Source organism: Anabaena sp. UHCC 0451, from assembly GCF_034931405.1.
Lineage (GTDB): Bacteria > Cyanobacteriota > Cyanobacteriia > Cyanobacteriales > Nostocaceae > RDYJ01.
Genome location: NZ_JAYGHA010000037.1, coordinates 15,252 through 30,960 on the forward strand (window position 1 = coordinate 15,252; position 15,709 = coordinate 30,960).

The 15,709-nt window shown below is 36.6% G+C and carries 14 protein-coding genes; 12 read left to right on the forward strand and 2 right to left on the reverse strand.

Going from position 1 to position 15,709, the window contains the following annotated elements:
• Nucleotides 1-92 precede the first annotated feature (92 nt).
• Together thrC and VB694_RS21710 are read left to right on the forward strand one after the other, a co-directional pair.
• On the forward strand, nt 93-1,397 hold the full coding sequence (gene thrC, locus VB694_RS21705; protein ID WP_323362414.1) for a threonine synthase: 1,305 nt from the start codon (nt 93-95) through the stop codon (nt 1,395-1,397).
• An 80-nt stretch (nt 1,398-1,477) separates the two neighbouring features.
• Nucleotides 1,478-1,753, forward strand: coding sequence for a MoaD/ThiS family protein (locus VB694_RS21710; protein WP_323362415.1), 276 nt, complete (start codon nt 1,478-1,480; stop codon nt 1,751-1,753).
• Nucleotides 1,754-1,878: 125 nt separating this feature from the next.
• Here the strand turns inward: VB694_RS21710 and VB694_RS21715 are convergent, their stop codons facing one another.
• The gene (locus tag VB694_RS21715) at nt 1,879-2,868 is read right to left on the reverse strand and encodes an adenosine kinase (protein ID WP_323362416.1); all 990 of its coding nucleotides are present in this window, start codon (nt 2,866-2,868) and stop codon (nt 1,879-1,881) included.
• Between the two features lie 147 nt (nt 2,869-3,015).
• Between VB694_RS21715 and VB694_RS21720 the strand changes: the two genes are divergently transcribed.
• The 5 genes from VB694_RS21720 (at nt 3,016) to VB694_RS21740 (ending at nt 6,515) form a co-directional block, all read left to right on the forward strand.
• Nucleotides 3,016-3,156 (forward strand): hypothetical protein, encoded by a 141-nt coding sequence (locus tag VB694_RS21720; protein ID WP_323362417.1) that lies wholly within the window; start codon nt 3,016-3,018, stop codon nt 3,154-3,156.
• 343 nt (nt 3,157-3,499) lie between these two features.
• Entirely contained in the window at nt 3,500-4,018 is a 519-nt protein-coding gene (gene ilvN / locus VB694_RS21725; protein ID WP_323362418.1) for an acetolactate synthase small subunit, read from the forward strand.
• A gap of 113 nt (nt 4,019-4,131) precedes the next feature.
• Entirely contained in the window at nt 4,132-4,779 is a 648-nt protein-coding gene (locus VB694_RS21730; RefSeq protein WP_323362419.1) for a histidine phosphatase family protein, read from the forward strand.
• 74 nt (nt 4,780-4,853) lie between these two features.
• Complete coding sequence (locus VB694_RS21735) at nt 4,854-5,876, forward strand: glucokinase (protein WP_323362420.1); 1,023 nt, start codon at nt 4,854-4,856, stop codon at nt 5,874-5,876.
• Between the two features lie 42 nt (nt 5,877-5,918).
• Nucleotides 5,919-6,515, forward strand: coding sequence for a hypothetical protein (locus VB694_RS21740; RefSeq protein WP_323362421.1), 597 nt, complete (start codon nt 5,919-5,921; stop codon nt 6,513-6,515).
• A gap of 143 nt (nt 6,516-6,658) precedes the next feature.
• On the opposite strand, the gene VB694_RS21745 is transcribed toward VB694_RS21740, so the two are convergent.
• Nucleotides 6,659-7,177, reverse strand: coding sequence for a hypothetical protein (locus VB694_RS21745; protein WP_323362422.1), 519 nt, complete (start codon nt 7,175-7,177; stop codon nt 6,659-6,661).
• 703 nt (nt 7,178-7,880) lie between these two features.
• Here VB694_RS21745 and VB694_RS21750 point away from each other — a divergent pair.
• From VB694_RS21750 to VB694_RS21770, 5 genes are all read left to right on the forward strand, one after another.
• On the forward strand, nt 7,881-9,932 hold the full coding sequence (locus VB694_RS21750; RefSeq protein ID WP_323362423.1) for a nucleoside-diphosphate sugar epimerase/dehydratase: 2,052 nt from the start codon (nt 7,881-7,883) through the stop codon (nt 9,930-9,932).
• Nucleotides 9,933-10,050: 118 nt separating this feature from the next.
• On the forward strand, nt 10,051-11,433 hold the full coding sequence (murJ, locus tag VB694_RS21755) for a murein biosynthesis integral membrane protein MurJ (RefSeq protein WP_323362424.1): 1,383 nt from the start codon (nt 10,051-10,053) through the stop codon (nt 11,431-11,433).
• Between the two features lie 61 nt (nt 11,434-11,494).
• A complete protein-coding gene (locus tag VB694_RS21760) occupies nt 11,495-12,637 on the forward strand; it encodes a glycosyltransferase family 4 protein (protein WP_323362425.1) in 1,143 nt (380 codons plus the stop codon).
• Nucleotides 12,634-13,962 (forward strand): hypothetical protein, encoded by a 1,329-nt coding sequence (locus VB694_RS21765; RefSeq protein WP_323362426.1) that lies wholly within the window; start codon nt 12,634-12,636, stop codon nt 13,960-13,962. The genes VB694_RS21760 and VB694_RS21765 overlap by 4 nt, the downstream gene beginning before the upstream one ends.
• Before the next feature lie 199 nt (nt 13,963-14,161).
• Nucleotides 14,162-15,412, forward strand: coding sequence for an O-antigen ligase family protein (locus tag VB694_RS21770; protein ID WP_323362427.1), 1,251 nt, complete (start codon nt 14,162-14,164; stop codon nt 15,410-15,412).
• The last annotated feature ends 297 nt before the right edge of the window (nt 15,413-15,709 follow it).

Below are 15,709 nucleotides of genomic sequence, written 5' to 3' on the forward strand. Positions count from 1 at the left end.
AGCCGACAAAAATAGTCGGGTATGTTTGACGTGTATTTTTGCTCGTGCTAGTATCATTCCAAAGTTGACGGATATACGGGGAACGCTAGTTTATGACTCAGGCAATTGCAAACTTAAACAAAGCCAATACTTCTATATTGAAAGCATTGAAGTGTAAAGAATGTGGCGCGGAATATGAATTAAAAGCGAGCCATGTTTGTGAAGAATGCTTTGGTCCATTGGAAGTCAAATATGACTATGATGTTTTGCGTCAGTCTGTCAGTCGAGAAACTATTGAAGCTGGTCCCAACTCTATTTGGCGTTATCGTCACTTTTTACCTGTAGCTACCGACAATTATATAGATGTAGGGACTGGGATGACTCCCCTGGTTCGTTCCCACCGTCTTGCCCGTCGCCTGGGTTTAAATAAACTTTATATTAAAAATGATGCCGTGAATATGCCCACCTTGAGTTTCAAGGATCGGGTGGTGTCTGTGGCACTTAGTAGAGCCAGAGAATTAGGTTTTACTACAGTTTCCTGCGCTAGTACCGGCAACTTGGCAAATTCAACCGCTGCGATCGCAGCCCATGCTGGTTTAGACTGTTGTGTATTCATTCCTTCAGACTTAGAAGCCGGTAAAATTCTGGGTAGCTTAATCTACAGTCCAACTCTGATGGCTGTTAAAGGTAACTACGATCAAGTTAACCGTCTTTGTTCAGAAGTTGCTAATACACACGGTTGGGGTTTTGTCAACATCAACTTACGTCCTTACTACTCAGAAGGTTCTAAAACATTAGGCTTTGAAGTAGCAGAACAACTAGGCTGGGAACTACCAGATCATATAGTTGCACCTTTGGCTTCTGGTTCTCTGTTCACCAAAATTTATAAAGGTTTCCAAGAATTTACAGAAGTTGGTTTAGTCGAAGGTAAAAATGTCCGTTTCAGCGGCGCACAAGCAGAAGGTTGTTCTCCAATTGCTGAAGCTTTCAGAGAAAACCGTGACTTTATTAAACCAGTCAAACCCAATACAATTGCTAAATCTATCGCTATTGGCAACCCAGCAGATGGGCTTTATGCTGTAGAAATCGCTAAAAAAACCAACGGTAATATTGAATCTGTTAACGATGCAGAAATTATCGAAGGGATGAAGCTACTGGCTGAAACTGAAGGTATCTTCACTGAAACCGCAGGTGGTACAACTGTTGCAGTCCTGAAAAAATTAGTAGAAGCTGGCAAAATTGATCCAGATGAAACTACAGTGGTTTATATCACTGGTAACGGTTTAAAAACCCAAGAAGCAATTCAAGGTTACGTTGGTGAACCTTTAACTATTGATGCTAAACTCGATAGTTTTGAACGGGCGCTGGAAAGATCCCGCACACTTGATCGCCTAGAATGGCAACAAGTTCTGGTTTAATCATTAGCTGAGTGGTCATTATTCACCAGAAATCAACAGATGACCACTGATAATTGATAACTGATAACTGATAATTAACTATGGCCGTAAAAGTTTTAGTTCCTACTGCTCTGCAAAAGTTCACAAATAACCAAGCTGCTCTAGAATGCAGTGGTAATAATATTTCTGAATTATTTGACTCCTTAGAACAAGCCTGTCCTGGTATTAAGTCACGTTTGTGTGATGAAAATGGCAACCCAAGACGCTTTTTAAACCTGTATGTCAACAGCGAGGACATCCGCTTTTTACAAAATACAGAAACACCTCTAAAAGATGGTGATGAAGTAAGTATAGTTCCTGCTGTTGCGGGTGGTTAAAAATAGTATTTAGCAATCAACATACAGCTAAATACTCAATTTAAAACAACAGGGGGATAGGAAGATTGTTTTTTGGAAACAAGGAAAAATCCAAAATTAATTTTATCCGTTCCCCCTGTTTTTTATTAAGCAGTTAATAATGCTTTCAAATCTTCAGTTTTTAATCTTGGACCGTAGGATGTAACAATCTTAGAAGCAGCGGTAGATGCTAATTTTCCAGCTGTTTCATAACTCATACCGTGGGTAATACCATAAAGAAAAGCTCCTGCATACATATCTCCTGCACCTACTGTATCTACAGCTTGAACTTGAGGTGCAGCAATTTCAATTAAATTTTCACCGTCAAATACGACAGAACCCTTGGGACCGCGAGTAATAGCAAATCTCTGACTCAGGATTTTGAGTTTATCTACAGCTACCTGAAAATCTTCTGTCTCTGCTAAACCTAACGCTTCAGTTTCATTAGCAAAAATGAAATCTAAACCAGGTCCAATGATTTCTAATAAACCATCTTTAAAAAATTTCACCATGTTGTAGTCAGATAAAGACATGGTGGTTTTGACTCCGGCATTTTTCGCGATTTCTCTAGCTTTGATCGCTGCTTCTTTAGCAGTGGGAGATGTGACTAAATAGCCTTCAATGTATAAATATTCAGCATCAGCGATCGCTTCTGGGACTAATTCTTGAGTCGAAAATTCGCCAGTAATTCCCAAAAATGTATTCATTGTCCGATCCGCATCGGGGGTGACTAAAACCAAGCATTTACCTGTAATTCCTGATTGAAGATCGCCATTTTTTAAGTTAGTATCTACCTGACAATTAAGTAAATCTTCAATGTAAAAGTCTCCAAATTCATCATTAGCAACTTTGCAGGAATAAAAGCTTTTTCCTCCTAGTTGACTTATCGCCACCATTGTGTTAGCCGCCGAACCACCACAACTCTTATGACAATGAAGATGTTTGAGATTTTCCAACATCAGATTTTGATTTTCTTCATCTAGGAGTGTCATCACACCTTTATCAATGTTTAGCTGTTGTAGTAACTCTGGAGATACTTCGTATTCTATATCTACCAAGGCATTACCCACACCATAAACATCATATTTCTTGCCCATTTTTGATCTCCTAGAATAATTTCTGTCTGAGTCGAACAGAATTGATAATAACAGATATGCAACAAATCGAAAAATTCTGACTCATTCGTTTTTATCTGCGTCTAGCTGCGTTTATCTGCGGTTAGTTATTCTCAATAGATTTATTTTATGGAGATTCAAATTAGTGACTTGCAAATAATCACAGGAAACGCCGCAGCTAATACCCTCAATGGTAAAGCAGGTGCAGATATTTTCACTGGTGGACTTGGTAATGATAAATTGTATTTAATAGAAGGCAGAGCCTTTTGAATTTCATTCCCATACAGAGTATGGGAACGAGAGAACGAGATAACAGAGTATGGGAACGAGAAAATTGGACGCGAAAAGATAAATAAAGGTGTTGACAAGAAGTTTTAGATATGTTATGCTGAAATCGACAAGGAAGAACTATCTTGTAATAATTGAATATTGATAATTAGGGATAAAACTTTCATCTTCATCCTGTAAATCCTGAAGATCCGAATTCAGATAGGATGCAACAAGTGTATTAAAATAAAGATTTAGACCGAAATTCTATCTAGTAGTAAGTCTAGAGAAGCCGTCAGTTTTGGCTTGCATTAATTTTATACTCCCCTAGCCTGTCTTGGCGAAGATGAAACATACTCTTTCTGTTCTTGTAGAAGATGAAGCGGGGGTTCTGTCCCGCATTTCCAGTTTATTTGCTCGTCGTGGTTTTAATATTGAAAGCCTTGCTGTGGGTCCTGCTGAACAGGGGGGAATTTCCCGAATTACGATGGTTGTACCTGGTGACGATCGCGTAATTGAGCAACTCACTAAGCAATTATACAAGTTAGTGAATGTCCTCAAGGTACAGGATATTACTGAAACTCCTTGTGTAGAGAGAGAATTAATGCTTTTGAAAGTGAATGCTAATAGTAGTAATCGTTCAGAAGTGATTGAAATATCTCAAATTTTCCGGGCGCGGATTGTAGATGTGGCGGAAGATTCGGTCACTTTAGAAGTTGTGGGAGATCCGGGTAAGATGGTAGCAATCGTTCAAGTATTGCAAAAATTTGGTTTGCGGGAAATTGCCCGGACTGGTAAAATTTCGCTTCCTCGCGAATCTGGTGTTAATACTGAATTACTGAAGTCTTTGGAAGCAAAAGTTTAGTTTTCATACTCAAATCCCTGACTTTTTGAAGAAGTCGGGGATCTATCTACGAAACATAACACTTGTGTCCTATATTGAAATTGCACCTACTTATACCTGTACGATTTTCCTGCATGAGTCAAATAATCTGGATCGCAAGACACGCCAACCGTTTAGATTTTGTTAACCCTGATTGGTTTCTCACAGCCGAAAAACGCTATGATCCACCATTATCAGATGATGGCATAATACAAGCACAACAATTAGCCAAACGACTCAAAGGCGAAAAAATCAGTCATATTTTTGCATCACCCTTTTTGCGAACCGTGCAAACAGCTAATGCGATCGCAGAAGTTTTAGATTTACCAATTAAACTAGAAACAGGCTTGAGTGAGTGGTTAAATCCAGAATGGATGACAGAAACACCAGAAAGACTCTCAACATCAGCTTTAGCAGCATTATTCCCCAGAATAGATATTAGTTACACATCACGGGTTGCGGCACAATATCCCGAAACCCATGAACAGGTAAGACAACGTTCTGCACAAACTGCAAGATGTTTAGCCTCAGAGTTTTGGCCAAATGATATTCTTTTAGTAGCACATGGCGCTTCTGTGTTGGGTGCAGCAATGGGTTTAGTGGGAGAAATAGCCAAAACAGAAGTTAAAGCTACATTATGTTCTTTGGTAAAAGTGGTACGTCAAGAATCAGAATGGTTGCTAGAACTAAAGGGAGATACTTCTCATTTGACCACAATAGAAGAAGTAGTCCGATTTGTGTAAGTCTCTAGATTAGGGATTTTCAATTAATGGCAACTCAATCCTAAGCACAAATAAGTAACTAGCTGATAAATTTTATGACATTGCTACTAGCAGGAGATATAGGCGGGACGAAAACAATTTTGCGACTGGTGGAATCCTCAGACTTAGGGTTAAAAACCTTACATGAAGAGAGTTACCGCAGTGGGGATTTTCCCGATTTAGTGCCAATAGTTCAAAAATTTTTGGCTGTAGCGAAAACATCAACACCAGAAAAAGCCTGTTTTGCGATCGCAGGACCAGTGGTAAAAAATACTGCTAAACTAACTAACTTAGCCTGGTTTTTAGATACGGAACGTTTAGCCCAAGAATTAGGTATTGTTTCTGTATCCCTGATTAATGATTTTGCAGCTGTTGGTTATGGTATTTTTGGTTTAACCAAGCAAGATTTACTCACTTTGCAAGTTGGTAAACACCAAGCCGATGCACCTATGGCAGTTATTGGTGCAGGAACAGGTTTAGGACAAGGCTTTTTGATTAAACAGGGGAATCAGTATCAAGTTTTTCCCTCAGAAGGTGGACACGCAGATTTTGCCCCTCGCAACGAGTTAGAGTTTCAGTTGTTGAAATACTTGTTAGATAAGCATGATATCCAACGTGCTTCTGTGGAAAGAGTTGTTTCCGGGTTAGGTATTACTTCCATTTACCAATTTTTACGCGATAGAAAAGTAGCCGCTGAAAACCCAGAAATTGGTCAAATTGTCAGAAATTGGGAACAAGAAGCCGGACAAGCCGAAAAAACTGCTGATCCTGGTGCAGCTATTGGTAGTGCAGCTTTAGCTAAAAGCGATCGCCTTTCTGAACAAACTATACAACTCTTCGTTGAAGCTTACGGTGCAGAAGCCGGTAATTTAGCCTTAAAACTCTTACCCTACGGTGGCTTATACATTGCTGGTGGTATTGCCCCAAAAATTCTGCCTTTGATGCAAAATGGCAGTTTTATGTTAAGTTTCACCCAAAAAGGAAGAATGCGTTCTCTCCTCGAAGAAATACCAGTTCACATAATTCTTAATCAGCAAGTAGGATTAATTGGTGCTGCTTTGTCTGCGTCTAGGTTATAAATAGCAGCAACAGTGAAAACCGCATCTGCGAAGGCTATAACAATGACTCTCAAATTTTTACTACCTTTTATGGCTGCCACTTTTTTATACAGTGGGTTAATTTCAGCCGCGCCACCTAAACCGACAGCTTCTCCTAGTAAACCAGCTGTACCTAAAGTAGTGCAGCCAAAATGGAAAGTATTTACTCCACCAGACAAGAGTTTTCAGATTTTGATGCCAGGAAGACCAAAAACGAAAACTCAAGTACAGAAAACCTACATGGGAGAAATAAAATTACAACTATTTGTAGCCCAACCACCAGCACAGGAAGTTGCATATTTAGTCACTTACAATGAATTTCCTTATAGCTATGCTAAGATGACCAGCCCACAAAAAATATTGAATCAAGCGCAATCTAATACTTTAAAAGCTACACAAAGCAATTTAATTAGTGAGCGAAATATTCGCAGTTCTAATGGTCATCCTGGTAAAGAAATTCAATATGTAGATTCGGCTGGTAAGGTAACTACAAATAGAATGTATGTTGCTGAAGGGCGGTTATATCAAGTGATGGCGATAGTTTCTAAAAAACAGCGTTCAACTTTAGCTAAAACCATGACAGGATATTTGAATTCTTTTCAGTTAGTTGTGAGAAGGTGATCCGATTTTAGATTTTAGATTTTGGATGTTGGATTATAAAAAGACATAATTAACCAATGTCTAAAAATTTATTGTGGTGCGGGCAAAATGCCCGCTAATTATCAAAGAGGCGCTTTCCTGCCTATCCCACAAGATGAGATAATTTATTTTTTGGTGTTCCCCGTTGAACTAGATGCTGGAGAAGTAACCGTTTTTGGTTTTGTACGTTCTTGTTGATAAAAACGGACAACTTTCTGCACATAATCACCAGTAAAACCCCGATCACAACCAGTATAAAGTCCAGTCATCCACCAACAAGCCGCACCACGGACAGCAGCAAGTTCATTATTTTTAGTAGCCTGAAACTGGTTGGTTAATTCACGGTTGACGATGCAAGAAATCACTTGACGGGCGATTTTAGGATCATTTTCAAACTGAGTCGGTGTTAATTCTTTTTTTAGACAAGTTTTTGACCAACCTTTCAAAGTTTCTGGTTTAACTTGCCATGCGCTGTAATATCCACTATTTGGCTTTTTTGTCTGGGGTGCAGCTAGTCGCAAAGCCTCTACCATTGCTGCAACTTGGCTATCATAAATTGATTGTTGTGGTTGAGCTACTACTGGTAAAATACCTAAACTGATCATAACTCCTGCGAGTAGCAATTGTACTGATTTGTTGATCATGAGTATTTATTTATTTTAAAAACATTGAAATAGAATACTATATTTTTGCTTACATGACTAAATCTTTTATATTACTAGTACAGCACGGCGGAAATAAACCAACCATTCCCAATCTCTGAAAAGCTTGCTCTGTATTTGTTTTGACTTTTGACTTTTGACTTTTGACTTTCGCGAAGCGGTACTAGTTTGATTAGGTAATGCGGCTGTTAAAACTACCCTAAGTAATGGATTGATAAATAAATTTAAGCCTTAAATTGACACTAATGAAGGTAGTTTGAGTTGTCTAATATCTGGCTACTGGTATTAATAGCCGATCTGTATTCATAGATAGATGAATTTCATTTTTATAGTTAATTGTGTCAAATTGGCGTGACTTAATTAGCGAAAATTTGCTATAAAGTCTACAGTTAAAGACAACGTTATGTACCTGCATTAGTCATGTCGAATTTATGAAAACTTACAGAAATAAAAATTTCATTCTGCCAATTTACAAATCTCTTGGTTTAGAAATATCCTTGGATATTACCATATCAGATCAAGTATATAGCAGTTATAAAAAGCACAAAAAATTCTGTAAAAAGATGCCATCTGATTATTTATTCAGAATGTTTTAAATATGTAAAGTTTGGATTTCATTGATTAAATACCCAGGGGTTTATTAGGTTGAAAAATTCCGCATATTTTCCTGGAGATATTGACAACCATGAATATTCCATTCTTAATTTTTGATAACACAATTCAAAAAATAAGCAGTTATTTATTGAGTAAATTAATCAAAATAAGAAATAGACATTGGGTTATCTTTGATATCTTTGTTTTTATGACTGCACCATTCTTAGGACTTTTTTTGCGTTTAGATGGTAATCTCAATCTGCAAGAATATATCTTAGGACTAGGAATTGCCACAATAGTGTTTTTAGGAGTCAAACTAATTGTATTGTGCTGCTGTGGTTTTTATAGACGTTATTGGCGTTATGCAAGTGTTGAGGAACTGACATATATAGTCATGTTGATGATCACTGCTATCCTAATTCAAACCTTAGTATTTAATTTCCTTGATATCTTTGATCAGAAATCCAATTTAGGTTTAGATAAATTACCAAATTCACTACCAATTATTGAAGGATTACTTTCATGTATATGTGTGATAGCATTGCGGTTTAGTCATCGAATTTTAGAAAGGATAAATCAAAAACAAGCGATATTGACAGCTAAGGAAAAAGTGCTGATTGTTGGTGCTGGTAATGCAGGATTATCTCTGGCAGAAGATATACAAAGAAATCCGCAATTTGGAGTTTATCCTGTGGCATTTATTGACGATAATCCCAGAAAATTGCATATACATTTAAGAGGTATTCCTGTAATGGGAAATCGTTATCAAATTCCTGAACTTGTCGAATCATTAAAAATTAATAAAATCGTCATTGCCATACCTTCTGTTTCAGGAGAAGTGATTAGAAAAATAGTACATATTTGTAAAACCACAGGAATCAAAACTAGTACCTTACCAGGAATTCATGAAATTATCAATGATTGTGTACGACTAAATAGTATTCGGGATGTCAGAATTGAAGATTTGCTTAGACGTAAACCCATACAAATAGATATTGACAAAGTAGCTAAATTCCTCAACAGTAAAACGGTAGTAATTACGGGATCGGGAGGATCAATTGGTAGTGAACTTTGCCGTCAAATTTTGCAATCTCACCCTAGCAAAATCGTACTTATTGGACATGGAGAAAATTCTATTTTTAATATTCAACAAGAGCTAGAAAACCTAATTACAAATCTTCAGCATAGTCATAAACCACTGCCAAATATACCAATAATTTCTGCATTTATTGCTGATATTCGTATTCGTTTGCGATTAGAACAAGCTTTTGAGCAATTTAAACCTGACATAATTTTTCATGCTGCTGCTCATAAACACGTACCTTTAATGGAATTGAATCCAGCCGAAGCAATTACCAATAATGTCATCGGCACAAAGAATTTATTAGAAGTAGCAAAACAATATGGTGTTAAGCATTTTGTGATGATTTCTACAGATAAAGCTGTGAATCCTACTAATATTATGGGTGCGAGTAAAAGAGTCGCTGAGATGTTAGTATTACAAGCTGCAATAGAGACAGAAAATCATTATGTAGCAGTCAGATTTGGCAATGTTTTAGGAAGTCGTGGGAGTGTAGTTCCTACATTCAAAAAGCAAATTGAATCCGGGGGACCAGTTACAGTTACTCACCCTGATATCACCCGTTATTTTATGACTATACCGGAGGCCGTTCAACTGGTTCTACAAGCATCTGTCCTGGGTCGTAGTGGTGAAATTTTAATGCTAAATATGGGTGAACCCGTGAAAATTGTGGATTTAGCAAAAGAACTTATTCAACTTTCAGGATATGAACCTAATAAAGATATTGACATAGTATTTACAGGTTTAAGACCAGGAGAAAAGTTATTTGAGGAGTTGTTTGTTGAGGGAGAAGAGTATGAAAAAACTGAGTATGAAAAATTGCTGATTGTCAAAAATGCTAGTCGGATTATTCCTAGTTATTTGGATATTAGCGTAGAAAAATTGCTGGCAGCAGCCACTAATAATGATACCGATTCTATTATGTCGTTGCTGTCACAATTGGTGTCAGGATATAAACCTAAATTTTCAACAGCTAACCCGGAAATAAATGCTTTAAATATCAACACTGATACACATCAATATTCTTCTTCCAATATAGGAGTTTCAGTTGTAAATGGATGATTACTATTAGTAATTAAAGGACGGAATTGAATAATTAAGTCAACTCAGCAATAGTAGAAATGAAAATTACTTTGATATTAATAAGTTGTTTGATACTCTTTTTAAAAGAGGATATGGTATGAAAATTTGGCGAGACCTGGGGCATAAAGTGCAGCCATCACAGAACTTAATTGATTACTGGAATAAAATGACAAGTGGCTCTATCAATCGCCAAATTTTTGGAGCAGCAGTGACAGTTGCTTTATTCACAGTCTTGGTGAAATTAGTCGCTGTGGTCAAAGAATTGGTAGTTGCTCACAGATTTGGTACTGGAGATGAGCTAGATGCGTTTTTAATTGCCCTCCTAGTTCCTTCTTTTGTCATCAATGTCATCGCCGGTTCTTTTAATGCTGCCCTCATACCTACCTATATTCAGGTACGAGAACAAGAAGGAAAACAAGCTGCTCAAAGACTATTTTCTGGAGTAACAATTTGGGGATTAGGATTATTAGTAATCACAACAATACTAATGTTAGTAGCGGCTCCACTTTATTTACCTGTGATTGCAAACGGGTTTGATCGCCAAAAATTAGACCTGACATTTCATTTGTTATATGCGATCGCACCTTTTATTCTTCTGAGTGGAATTAGCATCATCTGGAGTGCTGTTTTGAATGCAGGAGAGCGTTTTGCTCTAGCAGCTTTTAGTCCCATTTTCACCCCAGGAATTACCATAATATTGCTCTTAGGATTTGAATCCTGGCGAACTTTCGCTTTAGCTGCGGGATTAATCTGTGGTACAGCAATGGAAATTGTAATTTTGGGAATAGCACTCAAAAAACAAAAAATTTCACTACTCCCCAAATGGTATGGGTTTAATCCTCACTTGCATCAGGTAACTAAGCAATATGTGCCAATGATTGCCGGATCATTTTTAATGTGTAGCACAGGACTAGTGGATCAGTCTATGGCAGCAATGTTGCCATCGGGAAGCGTAGCAGCACTAAGCTACGGTAGTCAAGTTATTACATTGCCTATAAGTTTAGCTACTACGGCATTAAGTACAGCCGTGATTCCCTATTTTTCCAAGATGGTTGCTCATCAAGATTGGACAAATATTCATCATACTCTTAAACATTATCTGAAAATTATCTTGATAGTAACTGTGCCACTAACTCTGCTCTTGATTGTCTTTTCTGAACAAATAGTTCAATTGCTTTACCAAAGAGGGTCTTTCACAGTTAATGATACTCAATTAGTTGCTAAAATTCAGTTCTATTTCGCTTTTCAAATCCCTTTTTACGTTGCTAATATTTTGGTAGTTAGGCTAATTTCAGCCATGCAACTTAATTATATATTAATGCAAGTTTCTGGGCTAAACTTGATAATCAATATCGTATTAAATTATGTCTTTATGCAATGGATGGGAATTATTGGTATTGCTTTATCTACAAGTTGTGTCTATGTATTTTGTTTTTTATATATGTTTACTAATGCCAAAGTAAGGCTAAAAAAAGTTTAATTGAGTAAAAAACTAAGATGAATTTTATCGTTTTTGTAATATTTTCGTAAAGGAGATTTCCATGATTGAGAATCAAAGTTATGATCAAAAAATCAAGCATATCACTTTAGTTATTTCATCTCTTTCTTGTGGTGGTGCAGAACGAGCAGTAGTTTTAATTGCGGAAGGTTTAATCAAAAGAGGTCATAAAGTTTCTCTAATAACAATTTCTGGAGATGAAAAAGATTTTTATAAAGTACCAGATGGAGTTTACCGATTAGCTCTGAATTTAGCCAAAGATTCGCCAACCTTAATTCACGCTTTATGGAATAACTTATATCGTTGTCAGGTTTTAAGAAAAGCCATTCAATCACTTCAACCTGATGTAGTTATTTCACATCTGTATCAAACCAATATATTGACATTACTATCTCTGCTCAAAACTGAATATCCGGTGATAGTTACTGAGCAGAACGATCCTAGTATGTGTCCCAATCAAGGTTTGTGGGGAAAATTGCGTCGTATAGCCTATCCATTAGCAGCCAAAGTTGTCAGCGTTAGTCAGGGAGTGGATATATATTTTGAATGGTTGTCAAAAAGTAAAAGAACTGTAATTTATAACCCACTACAATTAATCAAAGATGAGAAAGATGAAATTAGCTTACCTCCAGGTGCTGACCTAAACAAAAAATGGGTTATAGCAATGGGTCGGTTGGATCATCAAAAGAATTTTGAGCTTTTATTATCTGCATTTCATAGATTAGTAGATAAACATCCAGATTGGCAGTTGTTGATATTTGGAGAAGGAGTACTTAGACCTAAGCTTGAGAAGCTTGTAGAGAAATTGGGTTTGACTAATAAAGTGCTATTACCAGGAGTGACTAATAATCCTATTTCCATGTTCAAAAGATCAGAACTATTTGTTTTATCATCTCGCTTCGAGGGTTTACCATTAGTTTTGTTGGAAGCATTAGCTTGTGGATTACCCATTGTGTCAACCGACTGTCCCAGTGGACCAAGAGAAATTATTCAAAATGGTATAGATGGAGTATTAGTTCCAAGTGAAGATGTTTTAGCACTAGCTAAAGCTATGGATTACTTAATGTCTAATGAAGGAGAACGTAAGCGGTTAGCTGAAAACGCACCAGAAGCATCCAACTGTTTTAGTTTTGATGTAATTACAGGACAATGGGAAGTTATTTTACAGGAGGTTGTTCAGCTATGAATTTGAGAAAACATATCTATTTCACCTTAAATACTTTGAGAGGATTTCGTTACCCTCAAATTTATAGGGATTTAATCAAGGAAGAAAAATCTGTTCTTACTTCTGAGGTAACTCAGAAACTACTCACAAAAATATTACGCCACTGCCAGAAGTCAGTTCCATACTATACTAATTTAATGAGTGAAATTGGCAAAGAGGAATTGCTGAAGCAAAATCCAGAAATCTATCTCAGCAAGTTGCCAATTTTAACTAAAGATATCATCCGAAAGAACTTTGAAGAACTGAAATCTTTAGACCTAGAAAAGCGTAATTGGTATTTCAACACTTCCGGTGGATCTACTGGAGAACCGATTAGATTTATCCAAGATCAGGAGTATTTCGATCAATCTCAAGCAATTAAACTACTTTATTCTTATTTAGCTGGACGAGAGATAGGAGAACCTCAAGTGAAGTTATGGGGTTCAGAAAGGGATATTTTGGAGGCTACTAGAAACTGGAGAGCCATATTTTCTAGTTTTTTTAGTAATACTACGTATATAAATGCTTATCAAATGAGTCCTCAGCGGATGGCTGCTTATATTAGGTTAATCAATCAGAAATCTCCGAAGCAAATTCTTGCTTATGCGATCGCAATTTATGAATTAGCAAAATTTGCTGAGTCTGAGCAACTTCAAATCACTCCTCCAAATGCCATCATAACTTCGGCAGAGAATCTTCATCCTTGGATGCGGGAAACAATCGAGAGAGTATTTCAATGTCAGGTTTTTAACCGCTATGGTTCTAGAGAAGTGGGTGATATAGCTTGTGAACGTCCGGGATTTGAAGGTTTTTGGATAGCACCTTGGGCTAATTATGTTGAGATTGTAGATGATCATAATAATCCTCTACCGCCAGGAGTTGAAGGCAACATTCTGATTACATCTCTCAGCAACTTTGCTATGCCTTTGATTCGTTACAAAATTGGTGATAGAGGATCTGTATCAGCTAATCATTCATCAGGACAGATATTCGAGAAAATTTCTGGAAGAACTACTGATATGTTTAAGACTCAAGATGGAACTTTAGCAAATGGAGGATATTTTGAGGGACTAATGTACTTTAAAGACTGGGTGAAAAATTATCAAATTATTCAGAAAAGTTACTCGGAAATACTTGTGAAAATTGTCCTATTCACACCAAATTATCCGGTAGCAGACTTAGATGATTTTGTCGAAAAAACCAAAATATTAATGGGTGAAGATTGTATAGTTAATTTTGAGTTTGTTGATGAGATTAAGACAACTCCCTCCGGTAAATATCGTTACGTCATCTCAGAAGTTTCCTGATGCCCAAATAAAGTACATCATAGCCCGTTCCTCGCCTGGGAGGATGAGGAGGGTGGGGTTGTTGTATCTGAATCAAGCAATAACTACTGTACCGAAATTAGTCGCTGTAGCCATCAGCATATTAGAGGGATAATATTTTATTGTTTTTTTATCCTTCAATTAATTTTAAAACCCAAAGTTAGTCTTTCTAATCAATCTCATGTCTAAAGCAAAAAATGACAGTTTTATTGTATATTATCAATATGCTTTGGCGACCGCCTTTATATGCGTTTTTTTTACAAATTTTGATACATATTGGAGTCATGCAATAGGAACTCCCGAACCCAAAATTTGGATTATTGCTTTTGCTATTGCCTCTATACCTCTGTTCTTATCATTTTCGTCCCGAATAAAATATATATCAAAAGCGTTGATTCTTTGGATTTATACATACCTATTGATATCTTTGATTTCATACTTAGTATATTCAAATGATCATCCCCAAGCGTCATCTGAAGAGCTAAGAACTCGAATTTTATCAGCAGTTTTTATATTGATAGCTATTTTCATATTTTCTAAATACCCTAGAGTTCAAAACTGGGCTAGATGTGTAATATTAGTGATCACATTCATGAATGTGATTGCTAATATATATGGTCTATTCTATCCTGATGCTTTTGTAACTATTGTAGAGAATCAGAGTTCATTAGCAACAGGTCGTTCAAGCGGATTTTACGTGGATTCTAATAGGGCTACTTGTGTACTCATTCTGGGGATGATTTTTAGCATAAATTTACTGCCGCAAATATATCGTTTTCCTTTTATATTGATAATTATTATTGGTAGTTTTCCAACTTTTTCTCGAAGTGGTACTATCTGCTTGCTATTTGTAGTAGCAATTCTGATAATTAAACACGAAATAGATATTAAAAAATCATTTTTATGGTTGGCCATACTAGGAGTTTTTGCGGCAATCATCCTAAATATTGCTGGAACAGAATGGCTAGATATGGGAAATTTGGCAGACATTAATCCTGCCAATTCATTAACAAGACTTAACCTAATCAATTTGAGTAATGATCATATTGATGATTCAACTTCAGACCGTTTATCCATTGTAAAAATAACTTGGAGTAAATTTCTAGAATCTCCTATTTGGGGAAATGGAATTGGTTATGGATTAAGGTTGGGAGAATTACATCCAGAGTTAGCAAATATACGCTCACACAATATGTATTTATCTTTTATGCTTGAGCATGGATTTCTGGGAGCTTTAGTTTTACCTTTATTGGTTTTTTGCTCTACACATAATGCCCCTGCAAGCAATCAAGCTATTCGTCTTGCATTTAGTGCTTTAATTCTGACATGGGCATTTTTTAGTCATAATATCTTAGAGCATCGTGAATTTTTGATGTCGTTTTCATTAATGTCTACAATGAATATCACGAGCCAAATAGAAAAAAAATCTTAATGAGGGGATAGAAATTTTGTTTTTAAATCCTGAATATTATATATATGTTTTCAGAGGGAACAGGGAACGGGCAACAGGGAACAGAAAAAACTCATGTTTTTAAACATGAGATTGCAAATTTTGACACTGTTTTTTTTCGTGCTACGCATCTTGTAAAAACATCCTTTTTTTGACTGAGCTTTAAACTCAGAACTAAAGTTTTTTACCTGTTCCCTGTTCCCTGTTCCCTGTTCCCTGTTCCCTGTTCCCTGTTCCCTGTTCCCTGTTCCCTGTTCCCTTCTTTTGTAAAAAGGTTAA

What these genes read in the sequence shown, in the direction of transcription:
- VB694_RS21735 (WP_323362420.1), top strand. Translation starts at nt 4,854, where the DNA reads ATGACATTGCTACTAGCAGGAGATATAGGCGGGACGAAAACAATTTTG.
- VB694_RS21740 (WP_323362421.1), top strand. Translation starts at nt 5,919, where the DNA reads ATGACTCTCAAATTTTTACTACCTTTTATGGCTGCCACTTTTTTATAC.
- murJ (WP_323362424.1), top strand. Translation starts at nt 10,051, where the DNA reads ATGAAAATTTGGCGAGACCTGGGGCATAAAGTGCAGCCATCACAGAAC.
- VB694_RS21770 (WP_323362427.1), top strand. Translation starts at nt 14,162, where the DNA reads ATGTCTAAAGCAAAAAATGACAGTTTTATTGTATATTATCAATATGCT.
- VB694_RS21760 (WP_323362425.1), top strand. Translation starts at nt 11,495, where the DNA reads ATGATTGAGAATCAAAGTTATGATCAAAAAATCAAGCATATCACTTTA.
- VB694_RS21750 (WP_323362423.1), top strand. Translation starts at nt 7,881, where the DNA reads ATGAATATTCCATTCTTAATTTTTGATAACACAATTCAAAAAATAAGC.
- VB694_RS21765 (WP_323362426.1), top strand. Translation starts at nt 12,634, where the DNA reads ATGAATTTGAGAAAACATATCTATTTCACCTTAAATACTTTGAGAGGA.
- VB694_RS21715 (WP_323362416.1), bottom strand. Translation starts at nt 2,868, where the DNA reads ATGGGCAAGAAATATGATGTTTATGGTGTGGGTAATGCCTTGGTAGAT.
- VB694_RS21730 (WP_323362419.1), top strand. Translation starts at nt 4,132, where the DNA reads ATGAGTCAAATAATCTGGATCGCAAGACACGCCAACCGTTTAGATTTT.
- VB694_RS21710 (WP_323362415.1), top strand. Translation starts at nt 1,478, where the DNA reads ATGGCCGTAAAAGTTTTAGTTCCTACTGCTCTGCAAAAGTTCACAAAT.
- thrC (WP_323362414.1), top strand. Translation starts at nt 93, where the DNA reads ATGACTCAGGCAATTGCAAACTTAAACAAAGCCAATACTTCTATATTG.
- VB694_RS21720 (WP_323362417.1), top strand. Translation starts at nt 3,016, where the DNA reads ATGGAGATTCAAATTAGTGACTTGCAAATAATCACAGGAAACGCCGCA.
- VB694_RS21745 (WP_323362422.1), bottom strand. Translation starts at nt 7,177, where the DNA reads ATGATCAACAAATCAGTACAATTGCTACTCGCAGGAGTTATGATCAGT.
- ilvN (WP_323362418.1), top strand. Translation starts at nt 3,500, where the DNA reads ATGAAACATACTCTTTCTGTTCTTGTAGAAGATGAAGCGGGGGTTCTG.